This is a genomic window from Ideonella sp., from assembly GCF_036277275.1.
GTDB lineage: Bacteria > Pseudomonadota > Gammaproteobacteria > Burkholderiales > Burkholderiaceae_C > Ideonella.
Genome location: NZ_DASUNH010000006.1, coordinates 17,584 through 40,941, shown reverse-complemented (window position 1 = coordinate 40,941; position 23,358 = coordinate 17,584). Strand labels below are relative to the sequence as shown.

The following is a 23,358-nucleotide window of genomic DNA, read 5'->3' as shown; positions in this document are numbered from 1 at the left end:
GCCTCAGGCGCGCTGCAGCGTGAACTGCATGACGCTGGTGCTGCCGGCCTCGAAGGCGGACTCGCAGTACGCGAGGTAGAACTCCCACAGCCGCATGAAACGGTCGTCGTAGCCCTGTGCGCGCACCTGCGCCTCTTGCGCGAGGAAGGCGCGCCGCCAGTGGTGCAGCGTCAACGCGTAGTCGGCGCCGAAGTCCAGTTCGTTGACCACCACCAGCCCGGCCTCGGCCGCCGCGGCGCGAAAGGCCGATGGGCTGGGCAGCAGGCCGCCCGGGAAGATGTACTGCTGGATGAAGTCGGTGCCGCGCACATAACGTTCAAACAGGTTGTCACGGATCGTGATCGACTGGATGCAGGCGCGGCCGCCCGGTTTGAGCTTGTCGTGCACGCTGCGGAAGTAGTCGGCCCAGTATTCGCGGCCCACCGCCTCGAACATCTCGATCGAGACGATGCCGTCGAAACCGGCCTCGGGGATGTCGCGGTAGTCCTGCAGCCGCAGGTCGGCCGCCAGGCCTTGGCCGGCCAGGCGCTGCTGCGCGTGGGCCAGCTGCTCTTTCGACAAGGTGACGCCGGTCACCGCCAACTGGCGCTCGCCGGCGGCCAGCTCGGCCACCGCGCCCCAGCCGCAGCCGATCTCCAGCACGCGCTGGCCCGCTTCGAGGCCACATTCGTCGAGCGCGCGGCGCATCTTGGCGCGCTGGGCGTCGGCCAGCGATCGGGTCGCGTCGCCGCCGAACCAGGCGCTGGAGTAGTTCAGCGTCGGGTCGAGCCAGAGCCGGTAGAACGGGTTGCCCAGGTCGTAGTGCGCCGCGATGTTGCGCCGGCTGCCGGCGCGCGAGTTGCGATTCAGCAGGTGGCGCAGGCGGTACCAGATCGCACCCCACCAGTGGCCATACAGCGCGCGGTCGATCGCCTCGCGGTTGGCCAGGAACAGGCGCAGCAGCGCGACCAGGTCGGGTGAGCTCCAGCCGCCGTCGATGTACGCCTCGCCGAAGCCGACATCACCGCTGCGCAGCGTGGCGGCGCAGACCGCCCAGTCGTGCAGGCGCAGGTTGGCGTGCGGCGCGCCGCCGGTGCCAAAGACCAGCTGCCGCCCGTCGGGGCATTGCAGGTGCAGCGTACCGGCTCGCAGCCGCTGCAGCAATCGCAACGTGGTGCGGGCGGCGGCGGGGGCGGTGCGGGGCAGCGCGCCGAAGACGCCGGGGCGGGCCAGGGTGTCGGTGTTCATCGAGAGCTCACAACGGCAGGGTCGGACGAAGGGGTGCGGTCCGGGGCGGACACGCTGCGCAGCGGCGGCGCCGGCTTGCGGAAGAACGGCACGCCGCGCCACCACAGGCGCAGCGCCTGCAGGTGGATGCGCACGACGACGGCCAAGCTTTGCAGCGGCATGCGCCACAGCGCGGCGCGCGAGCTGGCGGCGGTCAGCGGCTGCAGCCGGCCGCTGACGCTGGTGGTCAGCAGCGGGCCCTGCGCATCGTCGTGTTCGATGCGCACCACCGTGCGTGCCGCGGTGCGCATGAAGCGGAAGCGGTAAAGGCCGTCTGCGCGGCAGAACGGCGAGACGTGAAAGACCTTGCGCGCCTGCAGCTCGCTGCCCCAGCCCAGCTGCGGGCCGGTCAGCAGGTAGCAGTGGCGCTCGCCGAAGGTGTTGTTGACCTCGGCGACGATGGCCGCGAGCGAGCCGTCGGCCCGGTGGGCGTACCAGAAGCTGACCGGCTTGAAGACATGGCCCAGCATGCGCGGCAGGCAGTGCAGCCAGACTTCGCCGTCGGCGTCGGCCACGCCTTCGCGGGCCAGCAGCTCGTCGAACCAGGCCAGGCAGTCGGCACGGCCGTCGCCGTGGTCGGCGTCATGGAAGCTGGCCCAGCCGAACCGGTTGCGCGCCAGCGCGGCCTCAGGCCGCGCACGCAGCGCGCGCAAGGGCAGCAGCCAGAAGAAGGTCGGGTAGGCAAAAGCATGGCGCACCGGCCGCAGGCGGGCGTGGCGAACCTCGCCGATGCCGAGCAGCGGACGGGGCGGGTGGACGGCGGTCGGCCGGTTCATCATGCGGCGTCGCGCCAGACGGGCATGTCGGCCCATTGGTTGGACAGGGCCTGCGCCACCTGCCGGCCGGAGACGAAGCCGTCTTCGTGGAAGCCGTAGCGCGTCCAGGCGCCGGCGAACCACACACCGCCGCGGCCCTGCAACGCCGGCAGACGGCGTTGCGCCTCGATGGCGGCCAGGTCGAACACCGGATGCGCGTAGTTGAATTCGCCGTGCACCAAGGCCGGGTCGGGCTCACGCACCGGGTTCAGCGACACGATCACCGGCCGCTGCCACGGCAAGGGCTGCAACTGGTTGATCAGGTAGTGCAGGCAGACGCAGCCCGGCTCGGCGCCGGCGGCCGCGGCCTCGTAGTTCCAGGCCGCCCAGGCGCGGCGTCGCTGCGGCAGCAGGCGCGCATCGGTGTGCAGCACCGCGCGATTCGGCTGGGTGCGGATCGCGCCGAGCACCGCGCGCTCGTCAGCGCCGGCATCGGGCAGCAGCGCCAGGTTCTGCGGGGCGTGGCCGGCCAGCACGACTGCGTCGAAGCGTTCGCTGCCGGCGTCGCTGTCGACCCAGACACCGGCCTGGCCGCCCAGCGCGCCAGGCGGGCGGCGCCGCACCGCGCGCACCGCGCAGTGGCGGCGGGCGTCGGGCAGCGTGGCGACCAGGCGCCGCACGTACTCGCGCGAGCCGCCGGGCACCGTGAACCAGCGCGGCCGGTTGGCCACCTGCAGCAGGCCGTGGTTGTGGCAGAAGCGGATCAGCGTACCGACCGGAAACGCCAGCATCTGCACCATCGGGCATGACCAGATGCTGCCGATCATCGGCAGGAAGTAGGCCTCGCGGAACAGCGGGCCGAAGCGGTGCGCGTCGAGGAAATGGCCGACGCTCTGGTTCAGCGCCTGGTCGTCGCCGCACTCGGCGATGCCGGTGGCCAGGCGGTTGAAACGCAGGATGTCGGCCAGCATCGCCAGGAAACGCGGAGATGCGAGGTTGCGCCGTTGCGCGAAGACCGTGTTCAGGTCGCTGCCGCTCCACTCCAGCCCACGCGCCGGCGCCTGGACGGAAAACGACATGTCCGACGCGGCGGTCGGCACGCCCAGCCGTTCGAACAGGCCGATCAGCCCGGGGTAGGTGCGCTCATTGAAGACCAGGAAACCGGTGTCCACGCCATGGCGAATGCCATCGAGCGTCAGGTCGATGGTGTGGGCGTGGCCACCGAAGCGGTCATCGGCCTCGAACAGCGTGACGGCGGTGGCGGTGCTGTCGTGGGCCAGATGCCAGGCGCAGGACAAGCCGGCAATGCCCGAGCCGACGACCGCCACGCGGCGTGGCGCCAGGGGGGCCGCCATCACCGGCAGCCCCCGTGGGCGGGAAGAGAAGAGAGCCGCGCAGCGCCCTGGAGCGAATGAGGGAGGGAGGGAGGAGGAGAGGCGCTCCCGGGGGACAGCCAGTGGAACTGGCAGGCTGCGCGGCCGAAAGAGGACAGGCCCGGGCGTCGCAAACCCAAACCCGGGAAGAACGCCGAAGCAGCCTTCCCTGCAGGTTGGGAGTTTCCCTCAGCAGCGAAGTTCCGCCCAGCGTGAGGGTTTTTGTGCGATGCGAGCGCGGCCCATCGGTGTGGCGGCCGCAAGACAGCAGGCAGTTTCATGTTTGTCCTAGACAAATCGATATGGCGAGCGCATCTTAGAAGAAATCCGCGCGCCTTGCACACCGTTGTCCATGACAATCTTGTCGATCATGTCCAATTCGCCAACTTCTGCCGCCCCGTCGTTGTCCATCGCCGAGGTCGAGCGCGACACCGGGCTCGGCAAAGACACATTGCGGGTCTGGGAGCGGCGCTACGGCTTTCCGGCCCCGGCGCGCGACGCCCAGGGCCAGCGCCTCTATACGCAGGTCGAGGTCGATCGGTTGCGCCAGATCGCCTCGCTGCTGCGGGCGGGCCACCGGCCGGGTCGGGTGGTGCCGCTGGACGAGGCGGGCCGGCAGAGCCTGCTGCGCCCGGCCGCGCCTGCTGCGGCGACCGCAGCGGCCACCGAGCCGGCTGGACCGGCGTCGTCGGCTTTTCAATCGGCAGCGATCGTGGCGGCGCTGGACACGCTGGCGCGCCGCGACGGCCTGGGGTTGCGACGGCAGTTGCAGCAGGCGCTGACGCGGTTGGGCCTGGCGGCCTTCGTGACTGACCTGATGGCGCCGCTGGCCACCGAGGTGGGGCTGGGCTGGATGCGCGGCGAGCTGCGCGTGGCCGAGGAGCACCTGTTCACTGAGGTGGCGCACAGTGTGCTGCGCCAGGGCTTGCTGGCGTTGCCCGAGCCGGTGCCCGGCACGGCGCCGCGGGTGCTGCTGACCACGCTGCCCGGCGAGCCGCACGGGTTGGGGCTGTTGATGGCCGAGGCGATGTGCGCGCTGGAAGGCGCCTGGTGCGTCAACCTCGGGCCGCAGACGCCGATCGACGACATCGTCGCGGCGGCCGGCTGGCACCACGCGCAGATTGTTGGCCTGAGCGCCACCGGCAGTCTGCCGGTGCGCTGGTTGCGACAGGGGCTGACACAGCTGCGCCAGCGCCTGGCGCCGGGCACGGCCCTGTGGCTGGGCGGCTCGGCCGCCGCCGGCTTGCGCGGCCCGGCCGGCGTGGTGCGGATCAGCGACCTGCGTCTGATCAGCCGGGCGCTGGCGGCCTGCTCGAGCGGGCCGGCCGCCGCGGCGGCGCAGGTTTAAGTGGTGCCGCTCAGGCCGCCGGCTTGGCGGCCGCCTTGGCCTTGATCGCAGCGATCTGCGCGTCCTGCGCGGCCTTGCGGTCGGCCGAGACCTTCACCGCCGACGGCCGTTCGCCGACCAGTTTGATGTAGGGCTTCCAGTCGACGCCGCCTTCGGCGAGCAGGTCGACGCCGTAGATCGTCTTGCTGGCCATCGCCACCAGCGGCAGCGAGACGAAGGCCGCGCAGTCGGCGCTGGTGAACTCGGGCCCCGCCACGTACGGCGCGAACTTGGCCAGGCGCTTGAAGGCGACGATGTTCTTCTCCAGCAGCTTGCGCACGCGGGCCTGGTTGGCCTCGCTGACGGTTCCGCCGAAGAAAGCCTGCGGGTACAGCTCGCGCACCACCAGTTCCAGGTGCAGCTCGATGAAGGTCGTCAGCTCGCGCACCTTGGCGGCGCCCCACGGGTCGGCCGGCACCAGCGCCGGCGTCGGGTAAGCGGCTTCGAGGTATTCGACGATGACCTCGCTCTCGCACAGCGTGCGGCCGTCGTCGAGCCGGATGAACGGCACCTTGCCCAGCGGTGATGCGGTCAGCGTGGTTTCGTCCTTGCTGCCGGAGCCGACGTATTCCTCGGTGAAGGCGATGCCCTTTTCGAGCAGCACCATCTTGACCTTGTTGTAGTAGTTCGAAACGGCAAAGCCGCACAGCGTGATCATGGGTCGCTCCTTCGCAATTTGATCGGCGCAGTCTAGCCAGCTCGAGCGGTTTGGCCTGCCGCGGATGCGACAAGCGCCGCTCAGGCCCGGTGGCGCCGCCGGCTGACCAGCGCGATGCCGCCGACCACCGCGGCCAACGCCAGCACCAGCCGCGGCGTCAACGGCTCGCCCAGCAGGCCGACGCCCGCTGCCAGGCCGAAGATCGGTGTCAACAGCGTGAACGACGAGATCTGCGTCGCCGGGTAGTGGCGCACCAGCCAGAACCACAGCAGGTAGCTGGCGAAGGTCACGATCACGGTCTGGAAGACGAGCGAGCCCCAGGCGAGCACGCTGGCGTGGTGTGGCCAGCCTTCGCCGGTGGCCAGCGTGGCGCCGCCCAGCAGCAGCGCCGACACCACCAACTGGTACATCAGCGTCTGTTCCGCCGGCGCACTCGACAACGGCGTCGCGCGGATCGTCAATGTCGTGCCGGCCCACAGTGCCGCAGCGAGCACGCCCAGCGTGTCGCCCCACCACTGCAGCGGGTTCGCCGGCGCGCGACCCGAGAAGCTGTCGCCGAACGCCGTGGCGACACCGGCAAAGGCCAACAGCAGCCCGGCCAGCTGCCAGCCGCGCAACCTTTCGCCCGGTGCGATGAACGGCATACCCAACGCGACGAAGAACGGCGCGAGGTAGATGAACACGGCCATCCGCGATGCAGTCGTGTACTGCAGGCCGACGAAGATGCAGCCGAACTCGAGTGCGAACAGCGCACCGGCCAGCAATCCGCCGCGCACCGTGGCCACGGTCTTGCCGCCGGGGCGAAGATCGATGCGGCGGATCCAGGTGAACAGGCCCAGCAGCACCGCCGCGCCGGCCGAGCGCAACGCGGCTTGCAACAGCGGCGGGATCTCGGCCACCGCGACTTTCGACGCACTCTGGTTCACGCCCCACAGCGCCGAGCACAACAGCAGGCAGGCGACGGCCAGTGTGTCCAGGTGGGGGCGGCGGCCGTCGCTCATCCGCCAGGCTCGGCGCGGCGGCGCTCGCGACCGACCAGGGCCCACGCCAGCAGGCCGGCCAAGGTGCCGCTGGCGTGGGCGGCCGGGGCGACCGCGAAGTCCCAGCCTTCGACGAGCCGGGTGGCTGCGCCCCATGGGGCCTCCCACAGGATCTTGGCCAGCAGGCCGAGTGCCAGCAGGCCGCCGATGCCGCGCGCCCGCCCATCGCCGCGCTGTGCCAACAGGCTGCAAGCGGTGATGGCCGCCGCTGCATGCAGCACGCCGGACAGGCCGCCGTAATGCCGCAGGGCCGGTTGAGCCAGCAAGCCAAGCTGGGTCAGCGGCCAGGCCAGCGCCCACGCGGCCACTGCGCGCGGGCCGAGGCCAGCGCGCCAGCCGAGCAGCGCCAATGCGGCGCAGCCGGCCACATTCATCTGCAAATGCCGTGGGCTCCAATGGACCCAGGCGGCGGTGACCCAGCGCCAGGGCTGCGACCAGGCCAGTGTCGGCTGCCAGTCGAACGCCGTGCCCGGCAGCGGGAACAGCAGCAACGCGCCGAGCGTGGCCACGGCGGTGGCCAGCGGCCAGGCCCAGGCGGGTGTCGGGTGGCGCAGCGCCGGTGGGTGAGGCAACCGCTAGCCCCCGAACACCGCGCGCCACAACGCGTGGATCGCCGCGCGTTCTTTGGCGAGCAGGGCCGGGTCGAACTGCGTCGGCTGCTCGTCCAGCCGCGCCCGGTGCTGGGCTCGGCGCAGCTCGCGGTAGGCATCGGCGGCCGCTGCGCCAACGCCGCGGGGCAGCAGGCCTGCATCTTCGGCCCGCTGCAACAATGCAATGTTGCCTTTGTTGTCGAGCAGCGCCGGGTGGCGCGCCCCTTCGGCCAGCACCAGGTACTGCACCGCGAACTCGGCGTCCATCATGCCGCCGTCGCTGTGCTTGACGTCGAAGCGGCCGTTCGACACCGGCCGCGCGTCGCGCACCTTCTCGCGCATCGACGCCACTTCGGTGCGCAGCGCCTCGGCTTCGCGCGGCATCGACAGCACCTCGCGCCGCGTCGCTTCGAAACGCGCGCCCAGGTCGGGTGAGCCGGCGCAGAATCGTGCCCGCGACAAGGCCTGGTGCTCCCAGGTCCACGCGGTGTTGCTGCCGCGGCCACGCTGGTAACGCTCGAACGAATCGATCGAGGTCACCAGCAGGCCGGAGTTGCCGTTCGGCCGCAACGCGGTGTCGATGTCGAACAGCTCGCCGGCGGCCGTGCGCAGCGTCATCCAGTTGATCAACTTGCGCACGAAGGCGCCGTAGACCTCTTGTGCGCGGTCGGGATCGGGCTCGTCGGCGTCGTCGTAGAGGAAGACGAGGTCCAGGTCGCTGCCATAGCCGAGTTCGAGCCCACCGAGTTTGCCGTAGGCGATGACGGCGAAATGCGGCACCTCGCGGTGGCGCTGTTTCAGGTGGCGCCAGGCCCAGCGCAGGCAGCAGTCGACCACCGCGTCGGCCAGCGCCGACAGGTCGTCGGCGACCTCTTCGACCGTGATGCGGCGCTCGACGTCGCGCACCAGCGTGCGGAAGACCTCGGCGTGGTGCGCGCGGCGCAATGTGTCCAGCAGCGAGCCTTCGTCGGCCTCGCCCGAGCGCACCCAGGCGGCGTGTCGGTCTTCGAGGTCGGCGACGAAGCCGGCGCGGTCGAAGCGCTCACGCAGCTGGCGCTCGTCGGCCAGTTCATCGATCACGCCCGGGTGGCGGATCAGGTAGCGCATCGGCCAACGCGCCAGCCCCAGCAGGCGCAGCAGCCGGCGCTGCACCTCGGGCCGCTCGATCAGCATCGCCAGGTAACTCTCGCGCCGCAGCAGCGGCTCGACCCAGTCGACCAGCCGCAGGGCGGCGTCGAGCGAGCACTCTTGCTTCGCCACGCCGACCGCGGCGCGCAGCATCAGCTTGCCCAGACGCAGCTTGCTTTCGTCGCGCAAGGCTTGCACACGAGGGCGGGCGGCGAAGGCGCGCACGCGTTCGGCCAGCTCCGCAGGCAGGCGCTCGAGCAGCGCTTCGTTGTCGACGGCCAGCGGGCCGTCGCCACATTGTTTGCAGCCGCCGTTGCCGGGCCGGCCAGCCGTGGGGGCCTGGCCATCGTGCAGCAGCGCGTCGAACTCGGTCGCCACCAGTTCGCGCACGCCGCACAGGCGGTCCAACAGCGCGCACGACGGCGACAGCCCGCCATTGGGCTGGCGGCAGGCTTCCGGCAGCGGCATGCAGCTGCCGTCGTATCGCGGCGTGCTTTCGCCGTTGGTCAGCGATGCCAAGCTGCCGGCGATCCACGCCAGGTCGCCGTCCATCGTTGGCAACAAGTGCGTTTGCTGGTCGTCCAGGTACTGGATGCGGTGCTCGACCTGGCGCAGGAAGACATAGGCCTCGGCCAGCTTGCGTGCGTTGTCGGCCTTCATCAGCCCGCCGGCCGCCAGCTTGTCCAGCGCCTTCAGCGTCGAGCGGGTGCGGATCTCGGGGAACTGCCCGCCGCGCGCGACCAGCAGCAGTTGCACGATGAACTCGATCTCACGGATGCCGCCGCGCGACAGCTTGACGTCATTGGCCCGCTCGGGCCGGCCGGCGGCGCGGCGCTGGGCCTCGTCGCGGATCTTGCGGTGCAGCTGGCGCAGGCCCTCGAAGACACCGTAGTCGAGGTACTTGCGGTAGACGAACGGCGTGACCAGCGAGCGCAGCGCGACCGCGCGACCGCTGGTGATGGCCTCGCGCGGGGCGACGATGCGGCTCTTCAACCACGCAAAACGTTCCCACTCGCGGCCCTGGACGAGGAAATACTCTTCCAGCATCGCCAGGCTCACGACCGGCGGGCCCGAGTTGCCGTTCGGCCGCAGCGCCAGATCGACGCGGAAGACGAAGCCGTCGTCGGTCACGTCACCGATCAAGGTGTAGAGCTGGCGCGCGACCTGCGAGAAGTATTCATGGGCCGAGATCACACCCGCCGGGCCGCCGGTGGTCTGGCCATCTTCCTCGTAGACATAGATCAGATCGATGTCGGACGAGACATTCAACTCGCGCGCGCCGAGCTTGCCCATGCCGACGATCCAGAAATCGATGCGCCGGGCGGTGGCATCCAGGGGCGCGCCGTGGCGCGCATCGGCATCGGCCAGCGCCTGGGCCAGCGCGCGCTCGAGGGTCGATTCGGCCAGCGCGGTCATCGCGGCGGTCACGTCGGCCAGCGGCGCGGCCTGCTCGACATCCAGCACCGCCAGGCGCTCGATCACCAGTTGGCGGGCCACCCGCAGGGCCGTCGGCAAGGGCCGGCCGGCCTGTTCGAGCGTGCTGATCAGCGAAAGAATGGTCGGCCCGTCCGGCACGCCAGGTGGCAGCAGGGGCAGTTCGGCGGCGTAGCGCCGGCGCACGCGCTGCACGAAGCGGCTGTGGTCGGCCGTGGGGTGGGTGGACGGCGGCGCCGCGGCCGACGACGTCGTCGCGTCGGTGCCGAGGGCAACCGGGGGCAAGGAACCGATCAGGTCCACGAGGGCTCTGTGCTAGATTGACCCGCTGGCGCGGCAAGAGGCCGTCGGCCTCCAGTGGCCGCGCCCGTCCAAAAGGCTGGCGCCGGGGCCTGCCGCCCGGTTTTGTTCATGCCTTTGATGCTCTCTCGTTCCACCGAGCGCGTGCCTTTGCTTCGCCGCCTCGTCAGCAGCTTGTTGCCCAACAATCCCAGCCCGGCCTGGCACCGGCCCTCACGTTCGCGGATCGGCTGGCTGCTGGGCTTGTCACGCTTTGCCCTGCGAGGGGCCATTGTTCTGATGCTCACGTTGTGGAGCATCGTACTGATCGCGTGGCTGACACTGCACTGGGGGATTTTGCCGTACATCGACGAGTGGCGGCCGCAGATCGAGCAGCGCGCAAGCCAGGCCATCGGGCTGCCGGTGAAGATAGGCCAGATCAGCGTGAAATCTTCCGGCTGGGTGCCGGCGCTGGAGCTGCGCGACGTGGTCTTGTCCGACCGCGAGGGCCGTCAGGCGCTGCGCCTGCCGCGCGTCAGCGCCGCGTTGTCGCCCAAGTCCCTGTTCGCGTGGCGGCTGGTGTTGGCCCAGCTCTACATCGAAAACCCCGAGCTTGAAGTGCGGCGTGATCCGCAAGGCCGGTTGCACGTGGCGGGGTTGAACATGGACAGCTCGGCCCGGCTGGACAGCAGCACCGAAGGCGGCGGGCTGGACTGGCTGCTGAGCCAGCCCGAGTTCGTGCTGCGCCACGGCACGCTGCGCTGGGTCGACCAGCAGCGTGGCGCGCCGCCGCTGGAGTTGCGCGATGCCGACCTGGTGCTGCGCAATGGCCTGCGCCGCCACGAGATGCGGCTGGACGCGACACCCGGCGCCGGCCTGGGCGAGCGCTTCATGCTGAGCGGTCGATTCAGCCAGCCGTTGCTGGCGCGCAGCGGCGACTGGGCGCGCTGGTCCGGCACCGCCTATGCGCAGTTGCCCGGCGTCGACCTGGCCAAGCTGCGCGACTACGCCACGTTGCCGTTCGACCTGCAAAGCGGCGCGGGCTCGGCGCGGCTGTGGCTGGACCTGTCCAAGGGGCACTGGCGGCGCGCGACGCTCGACGCGGCGCTCGACAACGTTGCGTTGCGCCTGGCCCCGGCACTCGAGCCGCTGGCGCTGCAGCGCCTGCAGGGCCGGATCGAAGCCGAGCGCCACGGGGGCAGCTTGCAGCTGTCGGGCCAGCAACTGGCGTTCACGACCGCCGAAGGGGCCCGCTGGCCGGCAAGCCGCTTCAGCCTGGCGTTGACGCAACAGCAGCGGTTGAGCAGCCCGACCTTGTCCGACCAGCCGGTGGCCGGCGGCGAGTTCACCGCTGATCGGCTGGACCTGGCGCTGATGGCCGGCATTGCCGGCCGCCTGCCGTTGCCCGATTCGCTGCGCCAGGGCTTGGCCGAACTGGCGCCGACCGGTGTCGTGCAGGCGCTGCAGTTGAGCTGGGTTGGCGCGCCGGCGCAACCGGCGCATTACCGCGTCAAGGGCCGTGTCGGCGGCTTGTCGATCGCCGCGCTGCCGGCAGCGCAGGCCGCCTCGGGCCCCGCGCACATCGGCCGCCCGGGCTGGCGCGGCGCCGACCTGGAGATCGACGCCAACGAGGCCGGCGGCGAGGCCAAGCTGCTGGTGCGACGCGGCGCGCTCGAACTGCCCGGCCTGTTCGAAGACCCGCTGCTGCCGGTCGACCATTTCAGCAGCCGCCTGGTCTGGCGCATTCAACCGCAGCGCCCGTCCGCCGGTGCCGGCGCGCCGCCACCGTTGATCGACCTGCGCTTGCTCGATGGCCAGTTCGCGAATGCCGACGCCCGCGGCGAGCTGCAGGCCCACTGGCGCACCGGCGAGGGCAGCGGCCACGGCAAAGGCGGCCGCTTTCCGGGCGTGATCGACCTGACCGCCCAGATCGACCGCGGCCAGGCGACGAGCGTGCCGCGTTACATGCCGGTCGGCCTGCGGCATACGCGCGAATACCTGGCCGGCGCGATCCTGGGCGGCACGGTGCGCCATGCGCGGCTGCGCCTGCGCGGTGACCTGCACGAGTTTCCGTTTGCGCAGGGCGGCGGCAAGGGCTCCGATGGCGAGTTCGTCGTCACCACGCAGGCCGAGAACCTGACCTTTGCCTATGTGCCGCCGGTGCTGACCGAAGGCGTCCCGCGCTGGCCCGCGTTCACCGAGGTCAACGGCGAGCTGGTGTTCGACCGCACGGCGATGCGCATCCGCGATGCGCGGGCCAAGCTGTGGGGCATCGAGCTGAAGAACGTCAACGGCGGGATCGCCAACCTGACCCACGAGCCGACGCTGGTCATCGAAGGGGGTGGCCGCGGGCCCCTGAGCGATGCGCTGCGCTTCGTTGGCGCGACGCCGATCGACACCTGGCTCTCACACGCGCTGCGCGAGGCCACCGGCACGGGCCAGGCCGATCTGCAGCTGGCATTGAACATCCCGCTGAACGACAGCCACAGCACCACGGTCAAGGGTGCGCTGACGCTGGGTGGCAACGATGTGCGGGTGCGGCCGGATGTGCCGCTGCTCGGCAACGCCAAGACCCGCATCGAATTCAGCCAGCGTGGCTTTGCCATCGCCCCCGGCACTGCGCGGGCGTTGGGTGGCGATGTGAGCTTCGAAGGCGGCTTGGCCGGTGACGGGGTGGTGCGCTTCGCGGCCCAGGGCACCGCCAGCGCCGAAGGCCTGCGCCAGGCGCACGAACTGCGCCTCGTGCCGCGCCTGGCCAGTGCGATGACCGGCCAAGCGCCCTACAAGCTGCAACTGGGCGTGACCAAGGGGCAGACCGAGCTGTTGATCACCAGCCCCTTGACGGGCGTGGCGCTCGACCTGCCAGCGCCGCTGCGCAAGACGGCCGAGGCGAGCTGGCCGCTGCGCATCCAGACCCAGTTGCTACCCGCTGGCGCCGAAGCCGCCGTGCCACGCGATCGGCTGCACATCGAACTCGGCACCGTGTTCCAGGCCGACTACGAACGGCAACTGACGCCAGACGGCGCGCGGGTGCAGCGCGGTGCCGTGGCGCTTGGCGAAGCCGCGCTGCCGCCGCTGCCGCCCAGCGGCGTGGCCGCGGCGGCGCAACTGCCGCAACTCAATGCCGACGCCTGGTGGGCCCGCGTGCACACCGGCCTGCCCGAGCCGCGCACTGCTGGCGCAGCGGCGACCGATGCGCGCGACCCCGACGTCACCGGCTACCTGCCGAACGACCTGTCGCTGCGCACCGCCAACCTGACGCTGAGCGGCCGTCGGCTCGGCAACCTCAGCCTGACCCTGCAACGCCGCGGTGGCAGCGATGCCGAAGCCTGGCACGGCACGTTGCAAGGCGACGCGGCGCAGGGCCAGATCGACTACCGCCCGGCGAACGCCGGGGCCCCTTGGCCGAGCTGGAAGGCGCGCCTGGCACGCTTGGCGCTGCCAGCGGCCGAGGGCGGCACGCCCAGCCCCGGCGAGGTCACGGCCGAGGCCGCCCGTACCGCCGCCAACGCCACCACACCACCGGCAATCGACCTCGTCGTCGACGAGCTCGAATGGCGTGGCAAAAAGCTGGGCAAGCTCGAATTCGAGGGCCGGCCGGCGGACGGTGCCGCGCCGCGCGACTGGCGGTTGTCGCGCCTGAACCTGGCCAGCGCCGATTCGCGCCTGTCCGGCAATGGCCTGTGGGCAGCGGGGCGCAAGCGCATGACGCTGGAGCTGAAGCTCGACATGAGCGACGCCGGCAGCATGCTGGAGCGGCTGGGCATGGGCAAGCAGGTGCGCAACGGGCAGGGTCGGGTCCAAGGCGAATTCAACTGGACCGGCTCGGCCCTGCAGCCCGATTGGCCATCGCTGGGCGGCGCGGCCCAGGTCAATGTCGACGCCGGCCAGTTCCTGAAGGCCGAACCCGGCGCGGCGCGGTTGCTCGGCGTGCTGAGCCTGCAGTCACTGCCGCGCCGGTTGACGCTGGACTTCCGCGATGTCTTCCAGCAAGGCTTCGCGTTCGACAACCTGGCCGGTGACATCGCGCTCGAGCATGGCGTGGCGCGCAGCAACAACCTGCGCATCCGCGGCCTGCAGGCCGCGGTGCTGATCGAAGGCCAGACCGACCTCAAGCACGAAACCCAGGACCTGCACATGGTGGTGGTGCCCGAGATCAACGCCGGTACGGCATCGCTGGCCTATGCGGCGATCAACCCGGCCATCGGCCTGGGCACCTTTCTCGCACAGCTGTTCCTGCGCAAGCCCCTGATGCAGGCCGGCACGCGCGAATTTCATGTGGGCGGTACCTGGGCCGACCCGCAGGTGCAACCGATCGAGCGGCTCGCCGATCGGGCCGTCGACCGGCAGGGCGGCCATCGGCCGAGCGACTACCCCGGCGGCGACCTCGACGCCGCCGCGTCGGCGCCGTATCCCGCGCGCTGATCCCCGAACTGGCGGACGGCCACCCGTGGGCGGCACGCGACGGCGTCAGCGGTCCCGCTCTACGGCAAGGGCCGGCGGGCGCAGAATCGGCGCCATGAAGATCGCCGCCATTCAAATGGTTGCCACGCCCGACGTGGACCGCAACATCACCGCCGCCCGCCGGCTGGTGGCCCAGGCCGCCGATGCCGGCGCCCGCCTGATCGCGCTGCCCGAGTACTTCTGCCTGATGGGCCAGCGCGACGACGACAAGCTGACCATCGCCGAGGCCGACGGCGACGGCCCGCTGCAGGCCTTCCTGGCCGACACCGCGCGTCGCCATGGCATCTGGCTGATCGGCGGGACCTTGCCGATCCGCGCTGCCACAGCGGACCGCGTGCGCAACGCCTGCTGCGTCTACGGCCCCGACGGTGCACGCGTCGCGCGCTACGACAAGATCCACCTGTTCGCATTCGACAACGGCCGCGAGCGTTACGACGAAGGCCGGGTGCTCGAAGCGGGCAGCGAACCGGTGGCTTTTGACGCCGAGGGGTTGCGCGTCGGCCTGTCGGTTTGTTATGACCTGCGGTTTCCGGAGCTGTACCGCGCATTGATGCAGCCGCCCTGCGACCTGCTGGTCGTGCCGGCGGCCTTCACCTACACCACCGGCCAGGCCCACTGGGAGCTGCTGCTGCGGGCCCGCGCCGTCGAGAACCAATGCCATGTGCTGGCCAGCGCGCAAGGCGGGCTGCATGAGAACGGCCGTCGCACCTGGGGCCACAGCATGGTGATCGACCCCTGGGGCGAGGTGCTGGCGGTGCAGCCCGAAGGTGAGGGCATGGTGGTCGCCGACGCCGCATTGGAACGCCGCAACGCCGTGCGTGAACAACTGCCCGCCTTGGCCCACCGCAGGCTTTAACGCCCCAACACCCCCGTTTTTGCAACGATGCAGCAAACCGCCGCTGCGTAGACTGCCGAGGGGCGCGCGCGCGACGCCCTCACATCGACAGACATTCACGAGGCCCCATGCCCCTACGAAGCCCCCGCCCCTGGCTGAAACACCTTCCCGCCGCGCTGCTGGCGATGTCCGGCGTCGGCCTGACGGTGGGCCTGGTTGCCGGCGAACGCAACCCGCTGCGCCCGGCGCCGGCTGCGCGCAGTGCGACCAACGAGCAGGCCCGCGTGATCGTGCGCTACAAGCCGGCCGCCGGCCTGCTGCGCACGCATGCGGCCCAAGCCGGCAGCGGCCGGGCGCTGCGTTATGCGCAGGCGCTGGCCGCACGCCATGGCCTGGCCTTGAGCGACGGCCGCATGCTGGCCGAGCGCATGCAGCTGGTGCTGGGCAGCGGCATCGGCTCGCAGGCGCTGGCCGCCAAGCTGGCTGCCGACCCTGACGTCGAATGGGCCGCGGTGGACGGCCGTCGTCACGCACTGGTGGCGCCCAACGACCCGCTGTACCCCAATGGGCTGGTCGGCACCACGCCGGCCGCCGGCCAGTGGTACCTGCGCGCCACCAGCGGCGGCGTGAAGTCATCGATCCACGTCGAGCCGGCGTGGAATCTGGCGACCGGCAGCGGCGTGACCGTCGCGGTGCTCGACACCGGCATCACCAGCCACGCCGACCTGAACAGCAAGGTCGTCCAGGGCTACGATTTCGTCGGCTACGCCGTCGACAGCGTTGCGACCGCCAACGACGGCGATCTGGACGACGCCGATCCGCACGACCCGGGCGACTGGATCACCGCGGCCGAAGACCAGAGCGGTGAATTCGAGGACTGCGGCGAATCCGATTCCAGCTGGCACGGCACGCAAGTGGCCGGCATCGTCGGCGCCGTGACCAACAACGGCGTCGGCATGGCCGGCATCGCGCGCGACGCGCAGGTGCTGCCGGTGCGGGTGCTCGGTAAGTGCGGCGGCTACGACTCCGACATCGTCGCCGGCATGTACTGGGCGGCGGGCCTGAGTGGTGATGGCAGCCTGCCCGTGAATTCGAATCCGGCAAAAGTGCTGAACCTGAGCCTGGGCTCGCAAGATGAATGCAATGCCGCGTACCAGGCGGCGATGGCCGACCTGACGGCCGCCGGTGTCGTCGTCGTCGCTGCGGCCGGCAACGACGGCTTGGCCGTCGGCACGCCGGCCAATTGCCCGGGCATGGTGGCTGTCGCGGGCCTGCGCCACATCGGCAGCAAGGTCGGCTTCTCGAACCTCGGGCCGGAGATCACCGTCGGCGCTCCCGGCGGCAATTGCGTCAACGAAGTCGGCACCTGCCTGTACCCGCTGCTGACGACCGTCAACACCGGCACCAAAGGCCCGGTGGCCGCCAGCTACAGCGATGGCGACAACCACCTGACGCTGGGCACCAGCTTCTCGTCGCCGATCGTCGCCGGCACCGTGGCCCTGATGCTGCAGGCCAACCCGGCGTTGACGCCGGCGCAAGTGACCAGTGCGCTGAAGACCAGCGCCCGCGCCTACCCGACCACCGGCGGCGACAGCGGCTCGACCGCTTGCACGGCGCCGACCGACACGCCGCAAGACAGCGAGTGCTATTGCACCACCAGCACCTGCGGTGCCGGCATGACCGATGCGAATGGCGCCGTGACACGCGCGAAGACCGGGCCGTTCCCGGCCGTCACCGCTTCCAGGCTGACCACGGTCGCCGGCGGCAGCGTCGCGCTCAACAGTGCGGGCTCCAGTGTGCTGGCGGGCCGCAGCATCGCCAGCTACCAATGGACGATCACGACCGGCGACGACCTGGCGAGCTTCACCAGCGCCACCAATGCCAGCACGGCGACCGTCAAGACCACCGGCGCCGGCCACGTCGAAGTGAAATTGACGCTGACCGACAACCTCGGCGCCAGCACCTCGATCCGCCAGCCGCTCGACGTCAGCGCCTCTGCGCTGGCCGCCGCCATCAACGCCAGCCCGATTGCGCCGGAGGCCGGCGACAACGTCGCACTGAACGCCAGCAGCTCGGTCGTCGACGCAGGCCGCTCGATCACCGCCTACAAGTGGGAGATCACCTCCGGCGCCACCCTGGCCTCTTTCAGCGGCGCCACCAACGCCGCCACCGCGACACTGGCCACCACCACCGCCGGCTCGGTCACCGTGCGCCTGACGATCACCGACAGCACCGGCCTGCAGGCCAGCACCAGCCGCACGCTGACCATCAGCCCGGCAGCGTCGGATGGTGGTGGGGGTGGTGGCGCGATGTCGCCGGTATGGGCACTGGGGCTGTTGGTAGCGGCGCTGGGCCTGCGGCGCCGCCCAAAATAGCCTCGATTCCGCTGTTGTCGTGCTGCTGTTCCCGCTCGCCACTCGCGCTAGGTGCAGCGCGTGCGCTCACACGCCCTAAACTTGGCCAGGCGCGAATGCGGGGATGACCATTTCCGCGCCTTTCACATTTCGAGTTCAAACGTGACCGACAACATTGCAGTGGCCGATGATCTGATCAAGCGAGGGATGGTTGCCAGCCAAGCCGATCAGGTCGAAGAAGCCTTGTCCATCTTTCAGCAGGCCGCAGGGCTGGTGCCGAATTCGGGGTTGCCTCACTTCCTCATCGGAGCCGAACTCGCACAGGCTGGACGGATGGACGAAGCCGAGGCGGCATTCGCCACGGCGGTTGTCCTGGCGCCTGAGCTCGACATGGCGCGCTACCAGCTCGGCCTGATCCAGTTCACTTCAGGCCGTGTGCCGCTCGCGCTGGTGACGTGGGAGCCGCTGTTCCAGCGACCGCCAGAGAATGGGCTGCAACGTGTCGTGCACGGCTTTGCGGCGTTGACGCAAGATGACTTCGACGCGGCCAAGGCCTGCTTCCGCGAAGCCATTTCCTTGAATCGGGACAACGAAGCGTTGAACCGCGATTTGCAGATGCTGCTGGACCGGATCGACGATCAAACCCAAGGACCGGCGCATCCGGAGGCAGGCGAGCAGGCCGTCACCCCTTCTGCGGTCTCGCCCGAAGCGACCGAAGCCGCCGAGGAAGAGCCGGGGCTGCACGTGCTGCTTTCCAACTACCAGCACCACGGCCCCGCGCACTGACCGCCGGTCATCAGTGCGATGAGCAGCATCAATCCCGTCAACGAGCTGGCGACGTACTTGCGCGGCCAGATCGGCGCGTTGCGTGGGTCGGCATCGGTCGCGCCAGCGCGGACCCCGCAGACGGCCGTATCGCGCAAGGGTGGCAAGGAAGACCGAAGTCGGGCCCTGTCGACGGAGTTGGACTCTGCGCGCGCAGCCGAAGAAGACTTAGCCACCAGTATCGCGCGACGCGTCGCCGCTATCGACCAGGCCGATCCCGAGCGGCGACGCAAGGCCTTTCGCGTTTTCCTGGAATCGGTCCTGCTCGACGAGTGGGGCCCTCAATTGATCAACGACCCGGGCTTCTACCAGTTGGTCGAATCCGTGCAGGTCCAGATGGAAACTGACCCCGTCCTCCAGGCCCTGATGGACGAGGCCGCTGATCGTCTGGTGAGGCGCCTCGGCCGCTGAGGCCGAGGAGGGGTCAGTTGGCGCGTCGTGCCCGACGCGCGGCAAACAGCTGCCGCGCCAGTTGCTGGACTTCGTCGGCGTCTTCTGCCCGTCCGTCCAGCACCGCACGCGCATAGTGGGCGGACATGCTGTTGCGGTCCAGGCGCAGCGCCAGCTCGATGGCCAGTTCGGCTGCGGCCCGATCACCCGACCTGGCATGCGCGACCGCCATGCCGCCGTGGCTCTCGGCGAAATTGCGATCGAGCGCCATCGCTTGCTCGAAGGCGGCCCGCGCCCCTTCCAGGTTGCCGAGCAGCAGTTCGGTCCATCCCAGCCCGTGCCAGGTACCGATGTGCCCCGGCATGTATGTCACGGCCCGCTGCAGGCTCAAGCGCGCATGCGGCAGGTCGCCAGTCAGCATCTGCGCAAAAGCCCAGGTGGACCACACGCGGCCGTCTTGCGGATGCGCCTTCAGAACCGGATCCAGCAGCGCTTGCGCTCCGGCCGCATCCTGTCCGGCTAGGGCCAGGCCGGCACAGGCGACACTCGCTTCAAGCTGGTTCGGCACGCTCCTGAGCGCGCCCTGCCCCCAGATGCGACACAGATCCAGTTGCTCGGCATCGAACGCGGCCAGCGATGCAATGCCCGCGGCCTCGGCGCTCAGCTGACCGGCCTGGGCCCATTGGCCGGCTGCGCTCAAGACGGCGTCGATATTGCCGGCACGATGCAGCAATCGCAGATAGAGCGCCTGCAGGTCGGGCTCGACCGCAGAGCCTGCCGACGCGGCGAGCAACGGTGCGACCATGTCCAGCCCCTCCTGGGTGGATCCGGTGTGCAGGGCGATCAAGGCCAGGTCTTGCCGAACGGCCGCGACCAGCGGCGGCGGGCTGTCCTGCGCCGCCAGCAGCCCGTTCAGGACATCCCTCGCCGCCGGCCAATCGCGGCGCGCCATGTGCCAGTGCGATTGGCGAAGGCGCCAACCGAGCGGGTTCGCGCCGTTCGCCAGGCCTGTGGCCAGGTGCACTTCGGCGCGGTCTTGGCGACCGGATCGCAACGCGAGCTCGAAGGTCTCGACGAGCAGCCCCTCGTTTCGCGGATCTTGCTCGAGGTAGCCCTCAAGCCGGGCTAGCGGATCGGTGGGGGACATGGCACTCATGGTGGGGGTTTCGAAGTGAATGCGGGGAATCAGAATGCGCGATCGCACGCGCGCCGGCTGGCAATCAAGGGCCGCAGGCTCATCAACGCCTTCTTGTGGATCTGCGAGATCCGGCCTTTGGTCAGGCCGAGGTCGCGAGCGATCTCGTCAAACGCGAGGCCCTGGACATAGTGCAGCGTTACGACGCGCTGCTCTGCAGGTGGGAGTTGTTTCAGCATCGAGTGCAGCTGCTGTCGAGTGTGCTTCAGCTCCACCGACTGGTAGACGGGGTCCGGCTCTGTCGCCGGTTCCTGCTTGCCGCGGAACATGCCGGTATCTTCGAGCATGAATCCGAGTGCCAGACCGACGCCGACTTCTGCCAAGTAGTCGAAAAGGTCGGATCGATTTCCCGACGGCGAGTTGGTGGGGATCGATTCGAGGGGCAGTTCGACAGCTTTGGCCACGGACGAGATCCGCTCTGAAATCACGCGGCACCTGACGCTCATCTGCTGTTGTCGTTCGGTCAGACGCGCCACGCCGTCGAGCACCGCACCTCGCATGCGGCGGCTCGCGAACGTCCTGAACTGCGCTCCACCTTCCGGATCGTAGCGATCGAATGATTCGAGTAAACCGATTCGCGCCAGCTGCAGGTAGTCGTCGAAGTCGACGTCGCCACGCGCGCGCTGACTGAACAACAAGGCGGCGACTATCCGCGCATAGGGCAGATGCATGGCCAGTAGCGCCTCGCGAGACGACGCGTCCTGCGCTTCGCGCCACTGCCGCCACAAGCGCTGCTCATCAGGCGCCGTCGTCAGAGACAAGCCGGCGATCTGATTCGGTTTTTCGGCAGCGTTCACGGACGAAGTCACCACCCGGTCCCTAGTGGAACGATCCGACCAATGCCTTGACGATCAAGCTCCAACCATCAACCAGGACAAACATCAGGATCTTGATCGGCAGCGCAATGGTGACGGGCGGCATCATCATCATGCCGAGCGACATCAGGATGCTGGAGACGATCAGGTCGATCAGCAGGAACGGCAGGAAGATCACGAAGCCGATCTGGAAAGCAGCCCGCAGCTCCGACAGCATGAACGCCGGGATGAGCTGCAGGTTGCTGATGTCGTCGATGCTGTCGGGCCGCCGGCTCTTGGAGATCTCGACCATCAAGGCGAGATCCTGCTCGCGTGTTTGCCGCACCATGAACTCGCGCAAGGGCTTGGCCGCCTTGTCCATGCCCTGCTGAACGCCGAGCTTGCCGGCCATGAAGGGCTGCAGGGCTTCGGTGTTCACCTGCTGCAGCACCGGGTTCATCGTGAACAGGGTCAGGAACAGGGCCAGGCCGATGACGACGGTGTTGGGCGGGGTCTCCGGCATGCCCAAGGCGTGACGCAACATGGACAGCACGATGACGATACGCAGGAAAGCCGTCAGGCAGACCAGCATCGAGGGCAGGATCGCCAGCAGTGACAGCGCCAGCACGATACGAACCGCCGATGCAGAGTCGCCTGCGCGCCTCTCGATTTCCGGTAGGTCCAGACTCAGGTTCGCGATCGCTCCGGCCGGCAAAGCGTCGGGCGTCCGTCTTGGTGTGGAGGTGATTGATGACGATGCTCGACTGCCGTTGGCAGCAGCAGGAACGCTGTTCGTTGCCGTCGGCGCAGTCGCGCGTTCCGATTCAGACGTATCCTGAGCCCAGGAAGATGCCGCGACCAGCGATGAAATGGCGAGGGCCATAGCCCAACGCCTCATGCTTTGCCAGAAAAAGCCAGCGTTCAAGATGAAGCCTCTGACGGGTTTACCGTCGGCGATTCGCTGTGCAGGAGCACTGGGCCTGCATTCGAACTTGTGGCAATGAGAAAGTGACGATCACGCCATTTGACGGCGTGCAGTTGCGTCTGGGCATTGAGTCGGATCGACGATTGCATGGTCAATGCTGCGCGAGGCTCGGGGGGCTGGCCGGCACCGCTCGCAGCCGCCCATCGTTGCAACCACTTCGGACCGCGCTGGCGATGTCCGCCCGCGGCGCGCCGGCGTACCAGGACAGCGACCACCGCCAGCAGGACCAGCAGGCACGCTCCCGCCCACGGAAAGTCGACTTCGGTCTCGTCGCTCTTGAACAGCACCGGCGCCGAAGCCGCGAACGATGTAGAGGCTTCGGCCGCAGGTGCGGTGGCCATGGAGGCCATTGCTGTTGAAGCCATCCGCAGCTTAGGTGGTCGAAGGAACCAAGGGCAGCGGCAGTTCGGTCAGGCGTACGCCGAAGCAATCGTCGACTGCCACCAACTGGCCGCGAGCCACCACTTGGCCATCGAGCATCAGATCGACGAGGCCGTCGACTTCGCGGTCCAGCTTGATCACCTGGCCCACGCGGGATTGGGTTAACTCACCAACAGTCACCACCGCTTCGCCGACGCAGACCTGCAGTGTGGCCTTCACGCCCAGTAGCGGGTTTGTCGTGACACTCAAGGCGGGCGCGCCGACGACTGGATCGACAGCCTCCGGAAGGCTCACCCACTGTGCGGCGGGGGAAGGCTCGGCGGTCGACGGGCGAGAAGATGAGGCAGAGGTCATTCGGTTTCTTTCAGGCCGACCGGGCGTCGTGGACGACGTGACGGTGGCATTCGTCAGCGCAATGCAGACGCGGCCCTCGCGCTGCAGGAGTCGGGCCGCGCACAGGGCTTGAGACGGGGCGGCATCCGTGAAGATGTTCAAGGGGGCGGTCAGTGGATGCGGCACCACCAGCACGTCGCCGGCCTGCAGCCCGAAAAGGTCACCCAGCGAGACGGACAGATCGGACAGCCGCGCCTTCACGCGAACGATGTGGCGAGCGAGCGCATGAGGCAGGGCCTGGAGCGAACCGTCAGCACCTTTCGGCCTCGGCGTGCGCGGATTGTCGATGTCGACGAGTTCCGCACTGACGTGCATCACCCAGGCGCTGGCGCCGCTGGTTCGGCACGACGCGGTCACCCGCACCGACCCGGACCAGGCGCGACATTGCCGAGCCGGAAGCTCGGCGATCGCATCGGCCTGCTTGGCCGGGACCGCGCGTTGGTGCAGACCGCAAGCCGCTGCGACACGAAGCGCCTGCCATGCATCGCCGGCCACCGACAGGGCCACGGTGGCACCGGTCGAGTCGCCTGACGGCCTTGGCTCGTCGCCAAACAGCAGTGCAGCGAGGCTTAGTGTATCGGCGGCCGCGGGCTCGGCCAACCAGGCCCGAGGCAGGCCGTCCTCGCCTGTCACCAGGGTTCGCCAGACCGTCGAGGCAGGCGCTTGAACCGAGCCGGCAGGTTCGCAGGTGACGAGAACGGGGCCGAGGTCCCAGGCATCGGCCCAGGCCTGCCATTCGGGTTGCAGGCGACTCTCGAGCGCGCGCAGGCGCACCGAGTCGTGCCAGCGCAAGGCGCGGATATCGCACTGAACTCCGGGGCCGATCAGCATC

General features: G+C 69.5%; 18 protein-coding genes. 6 read left to right on the top strand and 12 right to left on the bottom strand.

Annotated elements, in window-relative coordinates; genetic code table 11:
* Positions 1-3 precede the first annotated feature (3 nt).
* The 3 genes from VFY73_RS01460 to VFY73_RS01450 are packed head-to-tail and all read right to left on the bottom strand — an operon-like array spanning position 4 to position 3,376.
* A complete protein-coding gene (locus VFY73_RS01460) occupies positions 4-1,227 on the bottom strand; it encodes a cyclopropane-fatty-acyl-phospholipid synthase family protein (RefSeq protein WP_329716126.1) in 1,224 nt (407 codons plus the stop codon).
* On the bottom strand, positions 1,224-2,042 hold the full coding sequence (locus tag VFY73_RS01455) for a DUF1365 domain-containing protein (protein WP_329716125.1): 819 nt from the start codon (positions 2,040-2,042) through the stop codon (positions 1,224-1,226). Before VFY73_RS01455 ends, VFY73_RS01460 begins: the two co-directional genes overlap by 4 nt.
* A complete protein-coding gene (locus tag VFY73_RS01450; RefSeq protein ID WP_329716124.1) occupies positions 2,042-3,376 on the bottom strand; it encodes an NAD(P)/FAD-dependent oxidoreductase in 1,335 nt (444 codons plus the stop codon). Before VFY73_RS01450 ends, VFY73_RS01455 begins: the two co-directional genes overlap by 1 nt.
* Before the next feature lie 370 nt (positions 3,377-3,746).
* Between VFY73_RS01450 and VFY73_RS01445 the strand changes: the two genes are divergently transcribed.
* Complete coding sequence (locus VFY73_RS01445) at positions 3,747-4,742, top strand: MerR family transcriptional regulator (protein ID WP_329716123.1); 996 nt, start codon at positions 3,747-3,749, stop codon at positions 4,740-4,742.
* A gap of 10 nt (positions 4,743-4,752) precedes the next feature.
* On the opposite strand, the gene VFY73_RS01440 is transcribed toward VFY73_RS01445, so the two are convergent.
* The 4 genes from VFY73_RS01440 to glnE form a co-directional block, all read right to left on the bottom strand.
* Positions 4,753-5,439, bottom strand: coding sequence for a glutathione S-transferase (locus tag VFY73_RS01440; RefSeq protein WP_329716122.1), 687 nt, complete (start codon positions 5,437-5,439; stop codon positions 4,753-4,755).
* Between the two features lie 80 nt (positions 5,440-5,519).
* A complete protein-coding gene (locus VFY73_RS01435; protein WP_329716121.1) occupies positions 5,520-6,440 on the bottom strand; it encodes a DMT family transporter in 921 nt (306 codons plus the stop codon).
* Positions 6,437-7,051: a rhombosortase gene (gene rrtA / locus VFY73_RS01430; RefSeq protein ID WP_329716120.1), complete on the bottom strand. Its 615-nt coding sequence runs from the start codon at positions 7,049-7,051 to the stop codon at positions 6,437-6,439. Before rrtA ends, VFY73_RS01435 begins: the two co-directional genes overlap by 4 nt.
* A 3-nt stretch (positions 7,052-7,054) precedes the next feature.
* On the bottom strand, positions 7,055-9,925 hold the full coding sequence (gene glnE / locus VFY73_RS01425; protein ID WP_414654361.1) for a bifunctional [glutamate--ammonia ligase]-adenylyl-L-tyrosine phosphorylase/[glutamate--ammonia-ligase] adenylyltransferase: 2,871 nt from the start codon (positions 9,923-9,925) through the stop codon (positions 7,055-7,057).
* Positions 9,926-10,051: 126 nt separating this feature from the next.
* Here glnE and VFY73_RS01420 point away from each other — a divergent pair, with 126 nt between their 5' ends.
* From VFY73_RS01420 to VFY73_RS01400, 5 genes are all read left to right on the top strand, one after another.
* Entirely contained in the window at positions 10,052-14,335 is a 4,284-nt protein-coding gene (locus VFY73_RS01420; RefSeq protein WP_329716119.1) for a YhdP family protein, read from the top strand.
* Positions 14,336-14,429: 94 nt separating this feature from the next.
* Positions 14,430-15,230, top strand: coding sequence for a carbon-nitrogen hydrolase family protein (locus VFY73_RS01415; protein WP_329716118.1), 801 nt, complete (start codon positions 14,430-14,432; stop codon positions 15,228-15,230).
* Between the two features lie 107 nt (positions 15,231-15,337).
* Positions 15,338-17,584 (top strand): S8 family peptidase, encoded by a 2,247-nt coding sequence (locus tag VFY73_RS01410; protein WP_329716117.1) that lies wholly within the window; start codon positions 15,338-15,340, stop codon positions 17,582-17,584.
* Between the two features lie 51 nt (positions 17,585-17,635).
* Positions 17,636-18,349, top strand: coding sequence for a tetratricopeptide repeat protein (locus VFY73_RS01405; RefSeq protein WP_329716116.1), 714 nt, complete (start codon positions 17,636-17,638; stop codon positions 18,347-18,349).
* Between the two features lie 18 nt (positions 18,350-18,367).
* Positions 18,368-18,799 (top strand): hypothetical protein, encoded by a 432-nt coding sequence (locus VFY73_RS01400; protein ID WP_329716115.1) that lies wholly within the window; start codon positions 18,368-18,370, stop codon positions 18,797-18,799.
* 13 nt (positions 18,800-18,812) lie between these two features.
* Here VFY73_RS01400 and VFY73_RS01395 read toward each other — a convergent pair whose 3' ends face one another.
* The 5 genes from VFY73_RS01395 to VFY73_RS01375 are packed head-to-tail and all read right to left on the bottom strand — an operon-like array spanning position 18,813 to position 23,357.
* Positions 18,813-19,934 (bottom strand): hypothetical protein, encoded by a 1,122-nt coding sequence (locus VFY73_RS01395; RefSeq protein WP_329716114.1) that lies wholly within the window; start codon positions 19,932-19,934, stop codon positions 18,813-18,815.
* A gap of 29 nt (positions 19,935-19,963) precedes the next feature.
* On the bottom strand, positions 19,964-20,770 hold the full coding sequence (locus VFY73_RS01390; protein WP_329716113.1) for a sigma-70 family RNA polymerase sigma factor: 807 nt from the start codon (positions 20,768-20,770) through the stop codon (positions 19,964-19,966).
* A 22-nt stretch (positions 20,771-20,792) separates the two neighbouring features.
* Positions 20,793-21,650 carry a flagellar type III secretion system pore protein FliP gene (gene fliP, locus VFY73_RS01385; protein ID WP_329716112.1) on the bottom strand — a complete coding sequence of 286 codons (858 nt, stop codon included), beginning with the start codon at positions 21,648-21,650 and terminating at the stop codon, positions 20,793-20,795.
* Between the two features lie 38 nt (positions 21,651-21,688).
* Positions 21,689-22,093, bottom strand: a complete 405-nt coding sequence (locus VFY73_RS01380; protein ID WP_329716111.1) for a hypothetical protein — start codon at positions 22,091-22,093, stop codon at positions 21,689-21,691.
* 31 nt (positions 22,094-22,124) lie between these two features.
* Positions 22,125-23,357: a FliM/FliN family flagellar motor switch protein gene (locus VFY73_RS01375; RefSeq protein ID WP_329716110.1), complete on the bottom strand. Its 1,233-nt coding sequence runs from the start codon at positions 23,355-23,357 to the stop codon at positions 22,125-22,127.
* Between the last annotated feature and the right edge of the window lies 1 nt (position 23,358).